The organism is Corallococcus exercitus, from assembly GCF_042231735.1.
Lineage (GTDB): Bacteria > Myxococcota > Myxococcia > Myxococcales > Myxococcaceae > Corallococcus > Corallococcus exercitus_B.
On the sequence record NZ_CP102577.1, the window covers coordinates 2,831,554 to 2,852,192 of the forward strand.

The 20,639-nt window shown below is 71.7% G+C and carries 15 protein-coding genes; 8 read left to right on the forward strand and 7 right to left on the reverse strand.

Annotated elements, in window-relative coordinates:
• Positions 1-174: 174 nt before the first annotated feature.
• Genes NR792_RS10645 through NR792_RS10655 form a run of 3 tightly spaced genes read right to left on the reverse strand, consistent with a single transcriptional unit; the run spans position 175 to position 5,431 of the window.
• On the reverse strand, positions 175-1,101 hold the full coding sequence (locus NR792_RS10645) for a PhnD/SsuA/transferrin family substrate-binding protein (RefSeq protein ID WP_375759953.1): 927 nt from the start codon (positions 1,099-1,101) through the stop codon (positions 175-177).
• Positions 1,098-3,611: a tetratricopeptide repeat protein gene (locus NR792_RS10650; RefSeq protein WP_375759954.1), complete on the reverse strand. Its 2,514-nt coding sequence runs from the start codon at positions 3,609-3,611 to the stop codon at positions 1,098-1,100. Before NR792_RS10650 ends, NR792_RS10645 begins: the two co-directional genes overlap by 4 nt.
• Before the next feature lie 8 nt (positions 3,612-3,619).
• Complete coding sequence (locus NR792_RS10655) at positions 3,620-5,431, reverse strand: PP2C family protein-serine/threonine phosphatase (protein ID WP_375759955.1); 1,812 nt, start codon at positions 5,429-5,431, stop codon at positions 3,620-3,622.
• A gap of 342 nt (positions 5,432-5,773) precedes the next feature.
• Here NR792_RS10655 and NR792_RS10660 point away from each other — a divergent pair, with 342 nt between their 5' ends.
• The 3 genes from NR792_RS10660 to NR792_RS10670 all read left to right on the forward strand — a co-directional run bounded on the left by NR792_RS10660 (position 5,774) and on the right by NR792_RS10670 (position 8,421).
• Entirely contained in the window at positions 5,774-6,781 is a 1,008-nt protein-coding gene (locus NR792_RS10660) for a thiamine pyrophosphate-dependent dehydrogenase E1 component subunit alpha (protein WP_375759956.1), read from the forward strand.
• 2 nt (positions 6,782-6,783) lie between these two features.
• A complete protein-coding gene (locus NR792_RS10665; RefSeq protein WP_375759957.1) occupies positions 6,784-7,839 on the forward strand; it encodes an alpha-ketoacid dehydrogenase subunit beta in 1,056 nt (351 codons plus the stop codon).
• Positions 7,840-7,929: 90 nt separating this feature from the next.
• Positions 7,930-8,421 carry a GNAT family N-acetyltransferase gene (locus NR792_RS10670; protein ID WP_120525701.1) on the forward strand — a complete coding sequence of 164 codons (492 nt, stop codon included), beginning with the start codon at positions 7,930-7,932 and terminating at the stop codon, positions 8,419-8,421.
• A 69-nt stretch (positions 8,422-8,490) separates the two neighbouring features.
• Here the strand turns inward: NR792_RS10670 and NR792_RS10675 are convergent, their stop codons facing one another.
• Entirely contained in the window at positions 8,491-8,847 is a 357-nt protein-coding gene (locus tag NR792_RS10675; protein WP_375759958.1) for a TIGR02266 family protein, read from the reverse strand.
• Between the two features lie 127 nt (positions 8,848-8,974).
• On the opposite strand from NR792_RS10675, the gene NR792_RS10680 reads away from it, so the two are divergent.
• The 3 genes from NR792_RS10680 to NR792_RS10690 all read left to right on the forward strand — a co-directional run bounded on the left by NR792_RS10680 (position 8,975) and on the right by NR792_RS10690 (position 11,818).
• Positions 8,975-9,871, forward strand: coding sequence for a hypothetical protein (locus NR792_RS10680; RefSeq protein WP_375759959.1), 897 nt, complete (start codon positions 8,975-8,977; stop codon positions 9,869-9,871).
• Positions 9,872-10,090: 219 nt separating this feature from the next.
• Positions 10,091-11,362: an SGNH/GDSL hydrolase family protein gene (locus NR792_RS10685; RefSeq protein WP_375759960.1), complete on the forward strand. Its 1,272-nt coding sequence runs from the start codon at positions 10,091-10,093 to the stop codon at positions 11,360-11,362.
• Positions 11,363-11,464: 102 nt separating this feature from the next.
• Positions 11,465-11,818: a DUF2845 domain-containing protein gene (locus NR792_RS10690; protein WP_375759961.1), complete on the forward strand. Its 354-nt coding sequence runs from the start codon at positions 11,465-11,467 to the stop codon at positions 11,816-11,818.
• Between the two features lie 32 nt (positions 11,819-11,850).
• On the opposite strand, the gene NR792_RS10695 is transcribed toward NR792_RS10690, so the two are convergent.
• Together NR792_RS10695 and NR792_RS10700 are read right to left on the reverse strand one after the other, a co-directional pair.
• Positions 11,851-12,573 (reverse strand): hypothetical protein, encoded by a 723-nt coding sequence (locus NR792_RS10695; RefSeq protein WP_375759962.1) that lies wholly within the window; start codon positions 12,571-12,573, stop codon positions 11,851-11,853.
• A gap of 9 nt (positions 12,574-12,582) precedes the next feature.
• Positions 12,583-15,252: a phosphoenolpyruvate carboxylase gene (locus NR792_RS10700; protein ID WP_375759963.1), complete on the reverse strand. Its 2,670-nt coding sequence runs from the start codon at positions 15,250-15,252 to the stop codon at positions 12,583-12,585.
• A 202-nt stretch (positions 15,253-15,454) separates the two neighbouring features.
• Here NR792_RS10700 and NR792_RS10705 point away from each other — a divergent pair, with 202 nt between their 5' ends.
• Positions 15,455-17,803 carry an immune inhibitor A domain-containing protein gene (locus tag NR792_RS10705; RefSeq protein ID WP_375759964.1) on the forward strand — a complete coding sequence of 783 codons (2,349 nt, stop codon included), beginning with the start codon at positions 15,455-15,457 and terminating at the stop codon, positions 17,801-17,803.
• A gap of 168 nt (positions 17,804-17,971) precedes the next feature.
• Complete coding sequence (locus tag NR792_RS10710; protein ID WP_375759965.1) at positions 17,972-18,940, forward strand: hypothetical protein; 969 nt, start codon at positions 17,972-17,974, stop codon at positions 18,938-18,940.
• A gap of 3 nt (positions 18,941-18,943) precedes the next feature.
• Here NR792_RS10710 and NR792_RS10715 read toward each other — a convergent pair whose 3' ends face one another.
• Entirely contained in the window at positions 18,944-20,635 is a 1,692-nt protein-coding gene (locus NR792_RS10715) for an ATP-binding protein (protein WP_375759966.1), read from the reverse strand.
• Positions 20,636-20,639 lie beyond the last annotated feature (4 nt).

Here is a 20,639-nt window from a genome sequence, read left to right on the forward strand (position 1 = left end):
CCGGTGCGACTGGCAATCGTCCACAGGGGCGAGTTTCCGCCCCTGAACGGTGGCGTTCCGCTCGACTTCTCAAACTACCGCAATAACTCACCTAAGGCCAAGTCGTGGCTGTCGATCCAGGCAAATCACGCGAACGGCGGCGGGAGCGCCGCGCGCGGATCAGCCACGGCGCAATCAGTCATCCGGCTGTTCAGCGGACACGGCCAGGTCGTCCGCGAACGGCGGCAGCGCGGGACCCAGTGACTCGGACTGCACGAGCACGGGCGTCTCCACCCGCAGGTCGGGGGCGTCCGCGAGGACGGGCTGGCGGCGTGGGGGGCCCTGGGTGACGAGCTTGCGGAAGTCCTCGAACTCGCGGCCCTGGATGCGGGCGAAGGCGTCGAACGGGGCGACCACACCCACGGAGGACAGGGACTGGGACAACGCGTCCCCCCCGCCCTTCAGGTCCACCAGCACGGCGCCCGGCACCCGGACGCTCTTGAAGAGCACCCGCATGTCCCTGGGCACGTGCGCCACCGGCACGAGCGCGGCCTCCGCGCCCTTCGCCTCCAGCATCTTCACCGCCGACTCCACGTTGGGCACCGGCACCAGCTTGAAGTGCTTCTGGGCATCCAGGTCGCCGCCCAGCACGACGTGGGAGACGAACTTCGGATCCGCGGGGCCCGCGCCCTTCACCAGCGCCATGCGCTTGCCGGCGAGGTCCTTCACGGTGCCCTTCTGGGTGGAGATGATGGCCCAGCGCTGCTGCGTCTCACCGGCGCGCGGCGCGTACGCCACGGGCTGCGCCTTGGCGCCCAGCTGCACCGCGGCCCAGCCGTCCACCACGGCGAAGTCGATCTGCCCCTCCCCCACCGCCTTGGAGAAGTCCTCGTAGCGGCCGAAGCTCTTGGCGCCCACGGGGCGGCCCAGGCTGGCCTCCAGCTTCTGGGCCAGGGCCTCCGCGTACTGGAAGCGCTCCTGGCCGTCCGACAGCGTGGTGGCGAGGAACACGCCCAGCGTGGCCTTCTTCGGCGCGGCGGACGCGGGACGGGAGATGACAACGGAGAACAGCACGGCGGCGAGCAGGAGGCTCCCCCGCGCGACAAGGGATGGCGTCTTCACGGCGTCTCCTCCGCGACCCCGGTGGCCGGCGTGACGCCCTGTGCGTCACCCAGTCCATGGAGGCCCTGCAGGCGGTCCTTCCATTCACGCACCTGGGCGGCGCGGGTGCCCGCGCCGGAGGCCAGGTAGCGGCGCCAGGCCTCCACGGCCTCGGCGGGTTCATGCCGGCGCTCCTGCGCGTCGATGCCCAGGTTGAGCGAGGCGACGGGCACGGCGGTCTCCAGGCGCTTCCACGTCGCGAGCGCGGAGGCCGCTTCGCCCTGGCGCCAGTCCACGCACGCCAGGTTGTGCTGCACCAGCGCGTCGTCGGGCGTCGCGGCGAGCGCGGCCTTCAGCGCCTTCTCCGATGCCCTCATGTTGCCGGAGGCGTACGCGAGCGCCGCCTCGCGGCGCAGCAGCGCGCCGGTGAGGTGGCCCATCCACTTCGGCTGTCCGGGCATGGGCTTCTTCTGCGCGGCGGTGAGCAGCTTGCGCGCGGGCGCGACCTTGCCCTGGCGGTAGAGCACCCACGCGTCCGCGAGCGCGCGCGTGTTGGGCCACGCCCACTCCGGCGCCGGGGTGAGCGAGCGCTTGAGGCCGGCGGAGGCCTCCGCGAACCGCCCTTCTTCCGCGCGCGTGAGTGCCCGGGCGAAGGTGGCCAGCTTCGCCAGGTCCGTGCGCTTGCCGGTGCCCAGGCGGTCCACCGCGTCCAGGTCCCGGTTCGCCGCGGCCGCGTCGCCGGCCTCCAGCTTCGCCAGGGCCCGGCGCACCAGCACGCGGGGCAGGTTCGCCTCCGCCACCTTCGAGGCCGTCTTGGAGGGCCCCGCGTCCGTCAGCCGCTGCACGGCGGCGTCCACCTGGCCCAGCTCCACCTCCGCGAGCGCGGCGCCCGCGGACGCCTCCGCGCGCTGATCCGGCTCCTGCGTGGCCTCGCCGGACTGGGTGAAGGCGGCGAGCGCTCCTTGCGCGTCGCCACTGCCCAGCCGCGCGTAGCCCAGGAGCAGGTGCTCGCGCCAGGTCGCGCCCGGCAGCGTCACCGCGCCCTCCAGCACCTTGCGGGCCTCCGCGTACTGGTGGCTGTCCAGCAGCGCCGCGCCCAGGCGGCGGGCCATGGGGACGGAGCGGTCCAGGTCGTAGGCGCGGCGCAGGTCGCGCACGGCGTCGTCCAGGCGCTGCGTGCCGGCGCGGTCGCGTGCGCGGTGCGCCAGCGCCCGGGCCAGCCACTGCTTCGCGCCGGGGTGGCCGGGTTCGACCTGGAGCGCGCTGCCGTAGTCCTCGATGGCCTGGTCCCACTGGCCGGTGGCGAAGTGATCCGCGCCCAGCAGCATCCAGCCCAGCGCCTGGCGCGGGGCCATCTCCACCACGCGCCGGTGCACCTCCACCGCTCGCTGGTAGCGGCCGGCGCGGCGGTTGACGGAGCCCAGCGTCGCCCACAGCTCCAGGCTGCCGCCGCCCGTCTTCACCGCGGACTCCAGGAACTGGATGGCCTCCTCGTGGCGCGCCTGCGCCTGGAGCGCCTTGCCCACGGCGATCTGCCCCAGGAGCAGGCCCGGCTGCAGCTCCAGCACCTTGCGGAACTCCGCCTCCGCCTGCGCGGGCTGCTTCTGCGCGAGCCGCACGTCACCCAGCAAGAGGTGCGCGGCGGGCGTCGAGCCCAGCTTCATGAGCGCGGTGGCCTGGAGGTCCGCGCGCGGCACGTCGCCCGCGGCGAGGTACTGGCGCGCGAGGCGCTCCTTGGGCTCCGCCGCCTGCGGGTACTTCGTCACCAGCCGCTCCAGCAGCGCGCGGGCCTCCGGCACGCGGCCCTCCAGCTCCAGCACGGCGGAGAGGCCGATCTGCGCGGTCGCGGACTCGGCGCGGCCGGCCTGCGCCTTCTCGAAGGAGGCGCGCGCGGCGACGGCGTCGCGGCGGATGAGGTGCGCCTTGCCCAGCAGCTCGTGGATCTGGAAGTCGTTGCCCGCGAGCTTCTCCGGGCGCAGCACCAGGTAGCGCTGCAGCCGCGTCACGGCGCGGTTCCCGTCCTGGACGTAGAGGTAGTAGCTGGCCAGGTAGTAGTGGACGATGAGGTGGTCGGGCTGATCCGCGGCGGCCACCTGCTCCAGCACCGGCACGGCCTCCGGGAAGCGGCGCAGCTTGAAGTACGCCGTGCCCAGCGGGTACGCGAGCGACAGCTCCGACGGGTTCTGCGCGAACACCGGCTGGAGGCGGGCCACCGTGCGCTGGAAGTCCTGGAGCGCGTTGGCGGCGCTGCCCAGGCCCGCGGCGGCGTACACGGACTGCGGCTCCTGCGCGAGCGACTGCTCGAAGAGCTGGAGCGCCTTCTTGAACTTCTCCTCTGCCTCCTGCTTGTCGCCCTTGGAGAGGGCGGCGTTGGCGGACACAAGGGCCTGTTCGCCCTGCACCGTCATGCGCTGCGCCTCGGTGGCGGGCGGCGGGCGGAACTGGGCGAGCGCCGTCGGCGGGCCGGCCAGGGTGGCCAGCAGGACGAGCGCGGTGGAGACGCGGCGCGGGGAGCGGATGAATGGGCGCATGCGGTTCGTCACGGCGTGGGGGCGGGGCTGAATTCGGCGACGATGACGGTGATGTCGTCGCGCTGGGGCTGGCCGGCGCTGTACGCGCGCACGTCCGCGAGGAGCGCGTCGCGAAGGGCGTCGGCGGGAAGGTGCGCGTGGGTCTGGAGCGCGGCGGCCAGGCGCTGCGTGCCGTAGAGGCGGTTGGCGCCGTCGCGCGCCTCGGTGAGGCCGTCCGTGTACCAGACGATGATGTCACCGGGGCTCAGCTGCGCCTGGCGCGACGTGAACTGCGAGGCGACGTTCGCGCCCAGCAGCGGGCCGCGCGCCGGCAGCGACGCCATCTGCCGCGTGTTCCGGTTGTAGATGGCCGCCGCCGGGTGGGCGCCCGCCGCGTAGTCGATGCTGCCGCTGTACACGTCGATGACCGCGAGCGCGCTGGACATCTGGTGCTCGCCGCGGCCCACGTTGGCCAGCGTCACGTTGAGCGCGGTGATGAGCATCTGCGCGTGCACCTGCGACGGCTCGCGCAGCGTCATCGCGGAGGCGAAGCCGCTGGTGGCGCTGGTGGCGACCAGCGACGTGGACAGGCCGTGGCCCGTCACGTCTCCAATGCCAATGACGACGCGCCGGTCGTCCAGCGCGGCGCGGAACCACCAGTCGCCGCCGCACGCGTCCGCGGGCACCACCAGCCCGGCGAGCCGCAGCGGGCCCACCGTCACGGCCTCTCGGCCCGGCAGGAGCGTCTCCTGCACGGTGCGCGCGAGCGACACCTCGCGCTCCAGCTGCGCCTTGGCGCGCACGTCCTCCAGGAGGACCTTGATGCGCTCCGCCATGTGGTTGAACACCACGCCCAGCGTCGTCACTTCACGGCCCGCGCCCGGCGCCGTGCCCGCGCGGGCGCCCAGGTCACCGGCGGCCAGCTGCATCACGCGGTGGGTGAGCACGCCCAGCGGCTTGGTGATGCGGCGGCTCTGGAAGGCGGCCAGCACGCCGGCCAGCACCACGAAGCCCACGCCCAGGCCCACGATGCGCAGCGTGTTGGCGCGCACCGCGGCGCGGTTGGTCTCCTCCAGTTCGTGCAGCTGCTTCTGCAGGTCCTCCAGCGAGTAGCTGATGACGACCACGCCCTTGCCGCCCTGCGAGCCGTAGTCGAGCGGCTCCTGGAACTCGAAGACGGGCTGGCCGTTGAAGAAGGCGCTGGCCCAGCGGCGCTCCGCGGTGCGGCCCCCGGAGGACTCCCCCAGCTTGGCGGCCGGGTCGCTGTCCGCGACGAGCTGCCCGTCCGCGTCGAACATCTGCACGCGCAGGATGTTGCGGTTGTCCGCGATGATGGAGCGCGCGACCTCCGTGAGGAACGCGTAGTTGTTGTCGCGCAGGCTGGTGGCGGAGGTGAGCGCCAGCGTGTGGCTCACCGTCTGGCCCAGCTCGCGCGCCTGGGACTGCAGCCGCTGCGTGAACCGGTCCGACGTCGCGGTGAGCTGCGCCTCCGTCGTCTTCGCCGACAGCGCGGCCAGGAGGCCCACGATGATGATGACCAGCGCGCCCGTGGTGAGCAGCAGCAGCTGATCCAACCGCAGCCCACGGATGGCCGCCACGTTGGGCAGCTCTCCGGCCTCCATGGGCGCGATGACCGTGCTCGTGGGCTCCGCGGCCGGCAGCCCCAGCGCCCCGGTCAGCCGGGTGGCCGTGTTCTCCCCGCGCAGGGCGGTGAGGTCCCGGGAGTGGGTGCCCGTGTACTCCGGCGGAGGGGGCGGGGTGCCAGGCCCTGCGTCGTGGGAATCTCCGGACGCATCGGGGGAATCTGGCACGGGGTCGAGGCGCGTGTTCGTACGGGACAAAGGCAAACCTGGGAGAGCCCGCGGGGGAACGCGGTCGGGACGGCGCGGACTCTATCGCACTTCCTGATTGACGCGAGGAGTCCACCTGTCGGGATTTCCCTCGGGAGCGCCCCCTCCTCCGGCCCCTCAGCGGCCGTGCGATCAGCCTCCACCGGGGGTGTTCCCACCCGCGGGAAGCAGCACGTCACAGGGGGATGGATGAGTTCCGCTCATTGCCGCGTCGCGCCACCCGGGGGCCCAAACGGTGACGGCGAACACCCGTGACATCAGCGTCCTTGAGTCGGGAGGCCGCATCCGGAGTATAGGGGCGTCCCTTTCCTTTCCCTTCGAGGTCCTCCGCCCGTGTCCCGGCCCCGGTTGATCAAAGAAAACTCCGCGCCGCTTTCGCTCGCCCGAGAGCAGCTCATCCGCATCCACGACCTGATGGTGAAGGCGCGAGTCCTGGAGGAGCGCCTCATCCAGATGTACAAGCAGGGCCACGGCTACTTCTGGATTGGCGGCCCCGGTGAGGAGGCGTTCAACGTCCCCCTGGGCATGCTCATGAAGGTGGGCGAGGGCCCGGCCTACGACTACCTGCACGCGCACTACCGCCAGTCCGCGACGCTCCTGGCCATGGGCGAGGAGCCCATCGGGGCGCTGCGGCAGATGAAGAACACGGCCACGGACCCCTACTCCGGCGGCCGCAACTTCGCGGGCCACTTCAGCCGGCGCTCGAAGAACATCGCCCCGGTCACCTCCCCCATCGAGGTGCAGTACGCCATCGCGCCGGGCACGGCCATGGCCCAGAAGCGCCACGGCGGCGAAGGCATCACCATCGTCACGGGCGGCGACGCGGGCACGGCCGAGGGCGATTTCGCCAGCGGGCTCATCTGGAGCAGCCGCCCGGCGAACCCGCTGCCCATCCTGATCATCGTCACCAACAACAAGTGGGGCATCAGCACCACGTCGGACGGCCAGCACGGCGAGACGAACATCGCGGACCGCGCGCGCGCCTTCAACATCCCGGCGAAGACCATCAACGGCAATGATCCGGTGGAGTCCTACCAGGAGCTGCAGGCCGCGATGGACTACGTGCGCAAGGAGCGCAAGCCGTACTTCATCGAGGCGCGCGTGTCGCGCCTGTACGGGCACTCGTCCGCGTCCGGCGCCAACTTCGTGAACGAGGAGCAGGACTGCCTGCGCCTGTTCGAGGCGCGGCTGGAGCAGGAGGGCGTCCTCGACCGCAAGCAGATGGACGAGGTGCGCAACCGCTACACGGAGGAGCTGGCCGCCGCGGCGCGCACCGTGCGTGACGAGCCGCAGCCCTCTGGCGACTCCATCTGGGAACACATCTACGCGGAGAAGAAATAACCATGGCGAACATGGCACAGGCCATCCGCATGGCCCTGCACTACGCGGAAGAGAACCTGGGCGTCACCGACATCTTCGGCGAGGACGTGGGCGCCCCGCTGGGCGGCGTCTTCACCTGCACCCAGGGCCTGAAGACGGCGTGGAACAGCCCCCTGGACGAGCGCGGCATCATCGGCGCGGCCATGGGCCTGGCGATGGCGGGCAACCGCCCCGTCGCGGAGATCCAGTTCTGCGACTACATCTACAACACCATCGACCTGCTCAAGCTCGCGGGCAACACGCACTGGGCGACGAACGGTGACTGGGCCATGCCCATGGTGGTGCGCACGCCCGTGGGCAGCGGCATCCGCGGGTCGCTGTACCACTCGCATTCCTTCGACGCGACGATGACGCACATCCCCGGCTGGAAGGTGGTCATCCCCTCCACCCCGCTGGACGCGTACGGCCTGCTCATCTCCGCGTGCCAGGACCCCAACCCCGTCATGTTCCTGGAGCCCAAGGCGCTCCTGCGCGTGAAGGGAGACGAGCGCATCCCGGGCGAGCCCGAGGACGACCGCGCGCTGTCGAAGATGATCGACGCGCCGCTGGGTGACCGCTCGCAGTGGAAGCCCCAGTGGCCCACGCTGGAGGCGTTCGCGATCCCCATTGGCAAGGGCAAGGTGGTGCGCGAGGGCACCCAGGCCACCGTCGTCAGCTACGGCCGCACGATGCCCCTGTGCATCAAGGCCGCGGCGCAGCTGGCGGAGGAGGGCCTGAGCGTGGAGGTCATCGACATGCGCTCGCTCTGGCCGTACGACTGGGACCTCATCAAGGCCTCCGTCCAGAAGACGGGCCGCGTGCTCTTCGTCAACGAGGACACCGAGGTCACGAACTTCGGCGAGCACCTGGTCCGGCGCACCGTGGAGGAGCTGTTCTACTCGCTGCTCGCGCCGCCCCGGCTGGTGGCCGGCAAGTTCATCCCGGGCATCGGCCTGGCGGACGCGCTGGAGATGGCGTCCGTGCCGCAGCAGAACGACATCACCACCGCCCTGCGCAGCCTCTGCGGCGAGCAGCCGTAGGCCGCCCTCGTTCCACCGAGCGCGGAAAGTCACACGGGCCGCCGTTCCTCTTTGGAGGCCGGCGGCCCTGTCGTTAGAATCCCAACTTCCGTGTCCCAGCCCATCGTCCGCACCATGACCCCCGCCCCTGACGCCAACGCCTTCCGTATCCGCCGCGCGCGCCGTGGCGACGCCGAGGTCATGGCCCTGCTGCTGCGCGAGCTGGGCTACCCCCAGGGCACCGATCAGCAGACGGTGCACTGGGTCATCAGCCATCCGGAGATTGAGATCTTCGTCGCGGGAGATCCGCAGGACCGCGCGGTGGGCATGGTGTCCTTCTCCCACCGGCCGCAGCTGCGGCTGCGCGGGCGCGTGGCCACCGTGGACGAGCTCGTCGTGTCCGAGGGCTGGCGCCGCCGGGGCGTGGGCCGCGCGCTGCTCGCGCAGGTGGCCCAGCGCGGCAAGGTGCTGAGCGTGAAGCAGCTCCAGCTCATCGCCCCCATCAACGTCACCGACGAGACGCGCGCCTTCTACCGGGCGTGCGGCTACGTGGAAGGCGACTCCGGGGTGTTCCGCCACGCGGAGTACGAGCCGCAGAAGTAGCGATGAGGGTGGCGGTGCCGCGAGGGCCGGGCGCTCGGCCCGGGCCCCTTCGCGACAGGAGAGCGCTTTTCAGCGCTTGAAGCTCGCGATGACGCGGCGCAGGCGCTCGTGGTCCTCTTCGCTCACGTCGATGAAGCGCACGCCGATGGCCTCCGCCTCGTCGCGCACCCAGGCGACGATGCCGGTGAGGTGGAACTCCTCGCCGTCCACCACCATGGCCAGCCGCACCTGCGCGCCCACGTCGTAGGACTTGCGCGTGCGCAGGCACAATCCACCGGCGGACAGGTTCAGCGAGTAGGCCCGCAGCGCACGCGCCGCGTCCTCCATCTGCTCGAAGCGCACCTCGAACCGCGCCGCCACGCGCTCCTCGGCGCGACGGTTCATGTACGGGTCTGGTTCCACCGGCCCATCCAACTTCGTGTTCATGCGCACCCTGACCCCCTCGGTTCTCGGACCGGAAGTGTCGGCTGGTTTCCAGGCCCGGTTCAAGGGCCCCCGGACGACGGAACGCCTCGTGTAAGTCCCAGGCTACTTCGACGCCAGGAGTTTCCGGATGCGTGCACGTCTCGTGTTGTTGGGTGGCGCCCTGCTGATGGGGCTGTGGGTGGCGGGCTGCGACGACGAACCAACTGTCCGGCCGCCAACGGATGCGGGCACTACCCTGGATTCCGGGACGGACGCCGGTGATTCCGGGACTGTCGACCCGGGTGACGGCGGGGGCGGCGGAAGCTCCGACTTCGCGTGCAACGTGCCGAAGCAGGAGGGCTGCGCGGCGGGCCAGAACTGTCTGTACACGGACCTGACGGATGGCGGCACGGGCAGCCAGTGCTTCGCGGGCGCGTGCGACGTGGTCCGCCAGAGCGGCTGTCCGGCCGGACAGCGGTGCACCTACGTGGGTTCGGACGGCGGGACCACGCAGCGCCAGTGCGTCGCGGCGGGCACCGCCACGGAGGGCGCGCCGTGCACGCTGGCCGAGTTGCCTCCGGGACAGACGTATGACACGTGCGCGGCGGGCCTCTACTGCAAGGACGAGACGCAGGGCGACGGCGGCACGGCGTTCTTCTGCCGCAAGCTGTGCCACGCGACGTCCGACTGCGGCTCCGGCGAGTGCAACACCGTGCTGCGCCTGACGGGCACGCGCGAGCTGCCGCTGGTGTGCGGCCCGGCCTCCGCGTCGTGTGATGCGTTCGCGCAGGACTGCGAGAGCCCGCTGGCCTGCTACCCGACCACCACCGGCCCGGTGTGCGCGGGCCAGGGGGCGCTGGGCGAAGGCGCCGCGTGCGAGTTCAGCAACCAGTGTTCACGGGGAAGCACCTGCGTGATGGCCGGCGGCAGCGGCACGTGCCGGACGCTGTGCCGGCTGCCCGCGGGCTCGCCGGGGTGCGCGGACGGCGTGGCCTGCCGGCCCATCAACAACAACGGCAGCGACGTGGGCGCCTGCGTCCCATAGGCAAGGGATTGCCCACGGAAGGAAGCTCCCCGGCCCGGGGTGGCGAGCGCGCGGGTCCTCCCGGGGGCCGGCCCGCCACCGCCTGGGGCGGGCCCTGCGCCGTCCGTTCCCGGCGCGGGGATGTTCAGGGCCTCCCGGGATTGGCGCGCGCCATGAATCCCCCGGGTCGCCGCGAAGGCACGTCGTGCACATTGTCTTGCGCCGGGAGGTGTCGTGGGCATGGGTCTGAGGAAGGCGCTGCGCTGGGGATGTTTCGGGGTCCTGGGCCTGCTGGCGGGGTGTGGGGGCATGGACGACGGCGGCTCGCCGGAGGAGCCCTTCGGCGCGGGCCAGACGGACGCCCGGGTCACCGCGCCGGCGGATGCCGTGGAGGCCGCGCCCGCGCTGACGCTGCATGACGAGCGCCGGGTCCAGGCCACGCCGCCCGTGGCGCCCCTGCCCGCCCGGTTCCAGCCCGCCTTCCACCAGGCGCTGCGGGAGTCGCTCTCCGTGGGCAGCTTCACCACGTTCCGGATGAAGGTGCCGGTGGGGCGCGCGGGCAGCCGCGTGCGCGTCACCTTCCGCTCCGGTGACGGCAGCCTGACGCTGCAGCGGGCCACGGTGGCGAAGGCTGGCGCCAACGGCGCGCTGGCGTCCGCTCCGGTGGCGCTCACCTTCAGCGGCAACGCGGGCTTCACCACGGGCACGCGCACGCTGGTGACGTCGGATGCGGTCGCGTTCCCGGTGGGCTTCGGCGACGAGCTGGCCATCTCCTTCGAGGTGAAGGGCGCCCTGGGCAAGAGCCGCATCCAGGCGTTCCCGGACAGCTGGACGCGGGCCGGGGCGTACGCGACGGCGCAGGGCGCGCTGGGCGGCCAGGCCTGGGCGTTCGCCACGGGCGTGGCGACGGTGGACGTGGAAGGGACGCCGGGCCGGGCCTTCGTGACCATCGGCGACAGCATCACGGAAGGCTACATGGACGACCAGAACGACACGCGCGACACGTGGTCGTTCCTGACGCAGCGGCAGCTCGGCCTGCCGGTGGTGAACTCGGGGGCGTCCGGGCAGGGCTTCTGGGACGCGAACCTCCAGCTGCCGCAGGAGGTGCTCTCCCTGCAGGGCGTCACCGACTGCATCGTCCTGCTGGGCGTCAACGACCTGGCCGCGGAGGACATGACGGTGCCGAAGCTGCAGCAGCGGATGACCCAGCTGCTGGATCAGCTCCAGCCCATGTGCCGGCTGTGGGTCAGCACGCTCTTGCCCAAGGAGAAGATGGGCGCCGACGGCGGCGACGTGGAGCTGATGAAGGCCCAGCGCCACGAGTTCAACGCGTGGATCCGCGGCCTGACGCGCGCGGATGTCATCGACCTGGAGGCCGTGACGCGCCAGCCGGGCAACGTGGACCTCTTCATCGACGGCCTGGAGACCGACGGCATCCACCCGAACGCGAAGGGCCACCAGCTCATGGCGGCCGAGGTGGTCCGGGTCCTCAAGGCGAAGGGCGGCCTGTAGGCGCCTGCCCGGCTGGAAAGCGCACGAGGGGTTTGAATAGTTTCGGGGGCGCCCCGTCCAGGCAGCGTTCCCCAGCTTTCACAACTCCCGGAGCACACCCCCATGCGCGCCCTGCCCGCCGCCCTCGTCGTCGCCTGCCTCGCCCTGCCCTCGCTCGTCCACGCGTCCGCGCTGCGCTGTGACAACAAGCTCGTGTCGGAGGGGTCCTCCAAGGCGGACGCGCTGGCCAAGTGCGGTGAGCCCGTGTCGAGGGAGACCAAGACGCAGTACGTGACCAACAAGGCCCGGACCGGGACGCGGGACGCGAGCCGCTACGACGAGGCCGCCACCGAGGTCACGACCTCCACGACCGTGGAGGAGTGGACCTACAACTTCGGCCCCAACCGGCTCATGCAGACCGCCATCTTCCGGGACGGCCGCCTCGTGGAAGTGCGCAGCGGCTCCTACGGCTACTGACGGACTCCGGAGAGCCGCCGGCGGGCCTTTCGTCATGCGGACGGCGCGGTGGCCTCCAACAGCCCGTGCTTCTGGAGCAGCGCGGCCAGCGCGGGGGGCGCGAGCATCCAGTCCTCGCGGGTGGGCACCCAGCGCACGGGGGCGCCAGCGGCGGCGAGCCGCGCGTTCACCTCCGCGATCATCGGGGCGAAGGTGGGCTGCGGCACGTCCCAGCTTCCCACGCCGGCCTGGACCTCCACGGCGCCAGGCTCCACTCGCACCGCGGGCTGGCCCTGCACCGGATGAAGGGCGAAACCCGGCAGGTAGGGCTGCATGGCGGCGGACAGCCGCTCCAGCAGCGTCGGGTCCTCGAAGGGGTGGGCGCCCTCCAGGTCGAAGAAGGTGGGCAGCTGCGCCTGGAGCTCGTCGCGCAGCGGGTCCTCCTTGCTGTCGCGCCAGGCGTGCTCGGCCAGGACGCGGGCCTCGTGGGGGATGCGGATCTCCCAGCGCTCCAGGAGCGCGAGCAGCTCCGCCACGCGCTCCACCTCCTCCCACGGCGGCTCCACGCGCGTGAGCCAGGCCACCTCCGCCACCGTCTGTCCCCGGCGCAGGCCCGTCACCCGGTCCCCCTTGCGCAGCTGGAAGGGCGGCGCCTGGGTGAACTCCTGATCCGGATAGAGGGCGGTGTGCAGCAACCCCGTCCCGTGCTCCGGGCGCACGCGCGCGAAGCCGTGCTTGGGGTTGATCTCCTCCACGACGAACGTCTCCTGGGCCATGGCTCTTCTCTAACCGGTGTTCCGCATGCCCGCAGCGATGCCGTTGAGCGCCAGCAGCAGCGGCCGGTCGCACTCCGCGTCTCCGTCGCGCTTGCGCTTGAGCAGCTCCACCTGGAGGAAGGACATGGGGTCCACGTAGGGGTTGCGCAGCGCGATGCTCCGCTGCAGCTGCGGGTTGTTGTCCAAGAGCTTCGCCTCCCCGGTGAGCGACTTCACCGCGCGGCGCGTGCGCGAGTGCTCCTGCTGGATGCGCAGCCACAGGGGCCGCGTGGACGCGGGGGCCAGCTTCGCGTACCGCGCCGCGATGGCCATGTCCGTCTTGGCCAGCACCATGGTCACGTTGTCGATGACCGTGTGGAAGAAGGGCCACTCCTTGTACATGCGCTGCAAGAGCGCCGCGCCCTCCGGCGTGGCCGCGTACGCCTCCAGCGCGCTGCCCACGCCGTACCAGGCCGGGAGGATGGCGCGCGTCTGCGTCCACGCGAAGCTCCAGGGGATGGCGCGCAGCGTGTCCAGCCCGCCCGCCTTGCGCTTGCTGGGGCGCGAGCCGATGGGCAGCGCGGCGATCTCCTCCACCGGCGTGCCCGTCATGAAGAACTCCACGAAGCGCGGGTCCTCCCAGACGAGCGCGCGGTACGCCTTGCGCCCCTCCTCCGCCAGCACGTCGAAGGCGGCGCGGAAGGCGGACTCGTCCTCCGGGGACGGGCGCGGCTGCGCGTCGAGCGTGTGCAACAGCACGCCGCCCACCACCAGCTCCAGCGTGCGCTGCGTGAGCTCCGGGCGCGCGTACTTGTGGTCCATCGCCTCGCCCTGTTCGGTGGCCTTGTAGGCCCCGGCCACCGTGCCCGGCGGCAGCGCGAGGATGGCCGTCTGGGCGGGGCCGCCGCCGCGCGCCACCGTCTCACCCCGGCCGTGGAACAGGCGCAGGGGCACGTCGTGCTCGTCCGCCACGTGGGTGAGCGCCACCTGGGCGCGGTACAGCGCGGCGGCCGCGGCGAGCAGGCCCACCTCCTTGCCGGAGTCGCTGTAGCCCACCATCACCTCCTGCACGCCCCGGCCCTTCAGGTGCTGGCGGTACTCCGGGTGCGCGAAGAGCTGGCGCAGCACGTCCGGCCCGCCGTCCAGCGCGCCCAGCTGCTCGAAGAGGGGCGCCACGTCCACGGTGGCGCACTGGAGCTTCGCGTCCCAGAGCCCCGCGTGCTTCAGGCACTGGAAGGCCGCCAGCACGTCGTCCGCCGTGGAGGCCATGGAGAGGATGAGCGTGCGGCAGACGGACTCGCCGCCCTCGTCCTGGCCCTCGCGCAGCTTCGCCAGCACCTCCAGGAGCCGCTTGCCGCCCTCGGTGGGGGCCGGTCCGCCGTTGAAGGACGCCGCCGCGCTCACCGCGTCCTCCGCGGGGGCCCGGACCTCCAGTTCGCCCAGGCCCAGGCCCAGCGCGCGGACGCGCTCGGACATGCGGCGCACCTCGCGCAGGCCCGCGTGCTCCGCGCGCGCCGCGAAGAGCGACCGCTCCAGCACCGCGAGGTCGTCCCCCAGCGCCTCCGGTGAGCGGTAGGCCCCGGGCGGCAGCGTGGACGCCTGGCCCCGCCGCCGCGCCAGCACGTGCTCCAGCGCCAGCGACAGCCGCTCCTCCATGAAGCGCAGCTTGCGGCGCCACGGCTCTCCCAGCGTGCGCGGGCCCTGCTGCTTCGCCACGTCCGGCAGCGCCTTCGCGTCCTCCTCCAGCGAGCGCTCCAGCTCCTGGGTGGGGCGCGCGTGCCGCTCCGACTGCGACAGCATCCCGCCCAGCCGCTCCACGTCGCGCAAGAGCAGCCGCAGCCCCCGGGCGCGGTGCGCGCGCAGCGTGTCCGCGAACACCTCCGGCGTCACCAGCGGGTTGCCGTCCATGTCGCCGCCCACCCACGAGTGCACGCGCACGGGCGTGTCCAGCACGCCCAGGGGCTCGCCGTAGGCGCGCTCGAAGGCCCAGTCCAGCGCCTCCGGCAGCCGGGCCACCGGCTCCGACAGCATCTCCTCCACGTACCAGTGGACGTTCTTCACCTCGTCGCCCACGGTGGGGCGCTCGCGGCGCAGCTCGTCCGTCTGCCAGAGCGCGGTGATCTCCTCGCGCATGGCCGAAAGGTTCGCGGCCGACTCGCGCGGGGTGAGCGCGCAGCGGTCGCGCTCCTCCAGGAGCTGCGCCAGCCGGTAGAGCTTCTCCAGCAGCGTCCGCCGGACCGCCTGGGTCGGGTGCGCGGTGAACGTCAGCGTCACCTTCAGCGTGCCCAGCGTCTCCCGCACCTTGTCGGCGCTCACGCCCGCGGCCTTCAGCGTCAGGAGCGTCGCCTCCAGTGAACCCTTCTGGGGCCGGGTGGCGGTGGGGCTCGCGTGGGCCCGGGCGCGGCGGATGCGGTGGTGCTGCTCAGCAAGGTTGACCAGCTGGAAGTAGACGGAGAAGGCGCGCAGCACCGGCTCCACCTGCTCCGAGGGCAGCCTGCGCAACACCGCCGCCAGCTCCGCCGCCGCGGCGCGTCGTCCCGCCACCGGACCGCGCCGCCGCTGGATGGCCAGGTGCCGGACCTCCTCCTCCTTGTCGAACAGGGCCTGTCCCTCCTGTTCCACCAACACCTCACCCAGCAGCCGGCCCAAGAGCCGGACATCCCGCCGCAGCGGGGGATCCACGGGACGTGAACGCGCCATATCGGACCGGCACCGTAGTCCTTCGCCCCCCGCCCTCCCCTACCCAATCTCGGATTTTCGGCCAACGTCGAACGGAGGACGCTCTCCGTCCTTGCAGGAAAAATTTAGCCTCCCGGTCTTCCCTTTAGGACATGGCTTCCATTAGAAAGTGGGCGCACCCGGACCCTGCCGGGATGTCTGACCTGACCCTGAAGGAGTGGCAATGCGGAAGAATCCGTCTTGGCTGGCCCTGGGCCTGCTCGCGTTCGCGCCGACCGCGTACGCGGAGCGTGCCTGGTACGAAAAGCCGCAACCCGACGTCGCTGCGCCGTCCGCGTCGTTGCGCAAGTCCGTCGTTCAGGACATCACGGACGACCTGCCCCACCGTCTGGGTGAGCAGCAGAAGGAGCTGAAGGCGCAGGCCCTGCGGGAGCGGCTGGAGGGCAGCGGCCAGGCCGGCCGCGTGCACAAGCTGGCGAACGGCAAGTTCGTGGAGCTGGAGCTGCAGCGCACGGACCGCATCTTCGTCATCCTGGTGGAGTACGGCACGCAGATCCACCCGGTGTTCGGCAACCCCACCACCAACCCGGGTGGCAACATCCCGGGCCCGCTGCACAATGAAATTCCGGCCCCGGACCGGACGGTGGACAACACCACCATCTGGCAGCCGGACTACGACCGCGCGCACTTCGAGAAGCTCTACTTCGACACGACGCCGGGCGCGGACTCGGTGGCGAACTTCTACAAGGCCGCGTCGTCCGGCCGCTACGCCGTGACCGGCGCGGTGTCCGAGTGGGTGAAGGTGCCGTACAACGCCGCCCGCTACGGCAACAACCTGTGCGGCAGCTCCAGCTGCTCCAACTCCGTGTGGCCGCTCATCAGCGACGCCATCAAGTCCTGGACGAACAGCCAGCTGGCCGCCGGCAAGACGCCCGCGGAGATCAAGGCGTACCTGGACACGTTCGACACGTGGGACCGGTATGACCACGACGGCGACGGCAACTTCGACGAGCCGGACGGCTACATCGACCACTTCCAGATCGTCCACGCGGGCATGGGCGAGGAAGTCGGCGGCGGCGCGCAGGGCCCCAACGCCGTGTGGAGCCACCGCTGGTTCGCGTACAGCAACGGCTCGGGCCCGGACGGCATCGGCCCCGCGTACAACCAGAACGGCGGCACGCGCTTCGGCACCGGCATCGACAAGTGGGTGGGCGACTACACCATCCAGCCGGAGAACGGCGGACTGGGCGTGTTCGCGCACGAGTACGGCCATGACCTGGGCCTGCCGGACCACTACGACACGACGAACGCGGCGGACAACGGGACGGGCTTCTGGACCATCATGTCGTCCGGCTCGTACCTGAACGACGGCACCACGGACATCGGCAGCCGTCCGGGTGACTTCTTCGCCTGGGACAAGCTGCAGCTGGGCTGGCTGGACTACGCCACCACGTCGGCGGGCCTGTACTCGTACCACAAGCTGGGCCCCGCGGAGTTCACGTCGCAGAACGCGAAGCAGGCGCTGGTGGTGAAGCTGCCCGGCAAGCCCATCGTGCAGCCCACGACCGCGCCGTTCGAGGGTCAGGGCATGTGGCAGGGCGGCCAGGGCAACAACCTGGACCGCGTGCTGGAGAAGACGGTCAAGCTGCCGAACAAGACGCCCATCACCTTCTCCTTCCAGACGTGGTTCGACATCGAGGAGGACTGGGACTACGCCTACGTCGCCATCTCCGTGGACGGTGGCCCGTTCGTCAACCTGCCCAGCCCCGTGAGCCGTGACACGAACCCCTGGGGCAACAACCTGGGCAACGGCATCACCGGCGCGTCCAACGGCTGGATGCCGCTGTCGTTCGACCTGTCCGCCCACGCGGGCAAGAAGGTCACGCTGAAGATCCGCTACAAGACGGACGCGGCGGAGTTCGGCAAGGGCTTCCTGGTGGACTTCGTGCAGCTGTGGGCGAAGAACACCTACGTCTTCGGTGACGACGGCGAGTGGGGCCACAAGTGGTGGGACAAGTCGACGTTCTTCGTGACGGACGGCACCAACACCCTCTACGACCACTACTACCTGGCCGAGTGGCGCCAGTTCCGCGGCTACGACGAGGGTCTGGCCACGGGCCCGTACAACTACGGCTTCAGCGCGGACGGCCTCTTCGACTGGGCGGAGCGCTACTCGTACAACCCCGGCCTGCTCGTCACCTACTGGGACACCTCCCAGCAGAACAACAACGTGTCGCAGCACCCGGGTGCGGGCCGCATCCTGCCCATCGACTCGCGCCCGCAGCCCCTGCAGCGCAGCGACGGCCGCTACTGGTCCGGCCGCGTGCAGACGCACGACGCGACGTTCGGCCTGGACCCCAGCTTCCCGCTGTCGCTCAAGCCCAACGGCTTCCCGCGCAACGAGTACCCCTCGCAGCCCGCGGTGCCGGTGTTCAACGACACGAACGAGTTCTGGTACGCCACGCAGCCGTACGCCGGCGTGAAGGTCCCGAAGACGGGCACCATCATCGAGGTGCTGTCGACGAACAAGACCGACACCGTGATGCAGGTCCAGGTGCGCCCGGTCGAGTGAGCGCCTGACCGTCGTCATCGCTGAGCAGTGAAGGAAGGCCGGTCCCGCTTCGACGCGGGGCCGGCCTTTCGCTTTCGTGCGGACACCTGGCGCAGGCGTTGAAGGAATCCGGACACCCGGCCCACGCCCACGGATGACGAACGCGCGCGGGGCGCTACGGTGCCCCCCATGGCCGAGTGCCCCGTGGGCGGTCCCGCCTCCCCTTCCCCTCCTCCCGAACCGCCCTCCGACGTCGCGCGCACCGTGGCGCTGGAGCCCGCGGATCCGCTCTCCGTCCTCAACCAGGCGTTCCGCGATGCGTACGCCGCGCGCCGGGAGGCGGTGCTGTCACGCATGGGCCCCGTCATCGCGCAGATCGACGACGTGCTCATCCTGCGCAAGGGCGGCCAGCGCTTCGAGGCCCCCGCGCGCACGCGCCGCTACCACGAGTACAAGGCCGTCACCCACGTCCCCCTCGCGCTCCACGTCCTGCTCGCCAGCCAGCAGGACGCGCTCGATGACGACACCCGAACGCGCCTCGCCACGCTGCGCGGCCTCATCACCGCGTCGGCCACGAGCCTGGACACCCGCGGCCTCCCGGCCGAAGCGCTGGCGCGGCAGCGCCGGATGCTCGACGCGTCGCTCGCGCTCGTGGACGCCGTGCTGGCCGCGAACCGCGTGACGCAGGCACAGCTCTCCACGTTCATCCACGCCCAGGTGCCGGACCTCATGAAGAACGCGGAGGACTCGGCGAGGGATCAAATCGACACGATGCACGCGTCGGTCGAAGCGTGGAAACGCCAGATGACCGCCGAGGAGCGCGGCCAGCTTCGCGCGGTGGTGGCCGCCTCGCACATGTCGCGGCCCGGCAACGTGGCGGCGCAATACTTCTCCATCACCCTGGGCGACACCTGGGAGGGGCGCTTCCACGAGGAGGATCAACAGCCCGGCAAGCGCGTCCTCTCCTCGGAGGCGACGTTCGACGAGCCCGCGGCGTTCTCGCTGCTGGCCACGCACGTGCTGGACGCGCGCACGTCGCGCGGCATCTTCGGCGAGGAGACGCGCATGGCCCGGGACCTGCTCGCGGACGCGGCCGAGCGCATCCTCGCGGACATGTTCCACACGTCGCCCCAGCCGCCCGGCACGAGCACGCCGTAGCGCTCAGGGCCGCGTGAGCGGCAGCTCCACCTTGAACGTCGCGCCCTCGCCCAGGCGGCTGTCCACGGACACGCTCCCGCCCTCGGCCTCCACGATGGTGCGGGTGAGGTAGAGGCCCAGCCCCAGGCCTCCGTAGTGGCGCTCGGACACCGCGCGGCCGTAGCGCTCGAAGAGGCGGGGCCGCTGCTCCGGCGAGATGCCGATGCCCCCGTCGCGCACCGTGAGCCGGGCCACGGCCCCGTCCACCGCGAGCCCCACGGACACCGGCGCGCCAGGGCTGTACTTGAGCGCGTTGTCCAGCAGGTGATCCAACACCTGCGCCAGCCGGGCCCGGTCGAAGCTGCCGTGCACCGGCCCCGGCGCCTCCACGCGGAAGTCGCAGTGCTCCACGGCGAACCTGGGCGCGAACCGCGCGGCCACCTCGCGCACCACCTCCGCGACGTCCACGTCCTCGCGCTGCAGGCGGAAGGTGCCGGCGCTGATGCGCGACACGTCCAGCAGGTCGTTCATCAGCTCCGTGAGCCGGCGGACCTGGCGGTGCCCCGTCTCCACGTGCGCCTCGATGACGGGCGCGAGCGGCGAGTCCGGATGCGCCTTCACCGCGCGCGACAGCGCCTGGAGCTTCAGGCTCAGCGGCGTGAGCGGCGTCTTCAGCTCATGGCTCGCGACGGACAGGAACTCGTCGCGCAGGCGGATGGCGTCGCGCGCGCCCTGCAAGAGCCGCGCGTTGTCCACCGCGAGCGCGGCCAGGTTCGCCAGCTCCTGGGCGAACCGGAGGTCGTCGTCGCCATAGCGGCGGCCGGAGGTGGTGACCAGGAAGGTCAGCGCCCCCAGGATGTGGCCCCGCGCCAGCAGCGGCACCGTGAGCATGGAGCGCATGCCCACCGTGCGCATCATCGCCAGGTGGTCCGCGTCCTGCGCCACGGCCTTCATCAGCGCGTCCGTGACCTCCGGCACCAGCGTGGACCGGCCGGTCGCCAGCGCCACCGAGGGAGGATAGATGGGCCGCTCCCGGGGCACCGGCGGCAGCCGCTGCACGGCGGCTGCGAGCGGCGCCAGGGACGGATCCGCCGTCGCCACCTGGACGCGCTCGAAGTGCCCATCCGCGTGCAGAATGTCCACGATGCACCAGTCCGCGAGCGCCGACACGGACAGCCTCGCCAGCGACGCGAACGTGGCGGCGGCGTCCAGCGACGACGAGAACAGCTCGCTGGCCCGCGCCAGGAACGCGGCGCGCTCCTCGCCCAGGGCCTGCGCCTGGATGTCGATGCAGGTGCCCACCCACTCGCGCACGGCGCCATCCGGCCCCAGCACCGGCATGCCCCGGACGAGCATCCACACGTAGGCGCCATCCGCGCGGCGCAGCCGGTAGCGCGTGGAGTACAGCTGGTTCCCGGCCCGGGCCTGCTCCCACGCCGCCAGCGCCCCTTCCCGGTCGTCCGGGTGCAGGGCCTGGAGCCAGCCCCGGTTGCGCAGCTGCTCCGGGGGCTGCCCGGTGAAGGCCGTCCACGAGGGGGAGATGGGCGACCGCGCGTCGCCCATGCGACTCGTCCAGGTGACGGTCGCCGCGGTCTCGAGCAACCGGCGGAGCCGTTCAGCCTCCTGGCGCAGCAGGGCCACCTCCTCCCGCAGCGCGGCCTCCGCGCCGGCGGCGGGAGCCGGGGGACCGTCTGGCTTGACGAGGGGGGACGTCATCGGC

Coding starts and splice junctions, on each gene's coding strand:
- NR792_RS10710 (WP_375759965.1), top strand. CDS start 17,972: ATGGCCGAGTGCCCCGTGGGCGGTCCCGCCTCCCCTTCCCCTCCTCCC.
- NR792_RS10715 (WP_375759966.1), bottom strand. CDS start 20,635: ATGACGTCCCCCCTCGTCAAGCCAGACGGTCCCCCGGCTCCCGCCGCC.
- NR792_RS10650 (WP_375759954.1), bottom strand. CDS start 3,611: ATGCGCCCATTCATCCGCTCCCCGCGCCGCGTCTCCACCGCGCTCGTC.
- NR792_RS10665 (WP_375759957.1), top strand. CDS start 6,784: ATGGCGAACATGGCACAGGCCATCCGCATGGCCCTGCACTACGCGGAA.
- NR792_RS10700 (WP_375759963.1), bottom strand. CDS start 15,252: ATGGCGCGTTCACGTCCCGTGGATCCCCCGCTGCGGCGGGATGTCCGG.
- NR792_RS10685 (WP_375759960.1), top strand. CDS start 10,091: ATGGGTCTGAGGAAGGCGCTGCGCTGGGGATGTTTCGGGGTCCTGGGC.
- NR792_RS10680 (WP_375759959.1), top strand. CDS start 8,975: ATGCGTGCACGTCTCGTGTTGTTGGGTGGCGCCCTGCTGATGGGGCTG.
- NR792_RS10690 (WP_375759961.1), top strand. CDS start 11,465: ATGCGCGCCCTGCCCGCCGCCCTCGTCGTCGCCTGCCTCGCCCTGCCC.
- NR792_RS10695 (WP_375759962.1), bottom strand. CDS start 12,573: ATGGCCCAGGAGACGTTCGTCGTGGAGGAGATCAACCCCAAGCACGGC.
- NR792_RS10705 (WP_375759964.1), top strand. CDS start 15,455: ATGCGGAAGAATCCGTCTTGGCTGGCCCTGGGCCTGCTCGCGTTCGCG.
- NR792_RS10675 (WP_375759958.1), bottom strand. CDS start 8,847: ATGAACACGAAGTTGGATGGGCCGGTGGAACCAGACCCGTACATGAAC.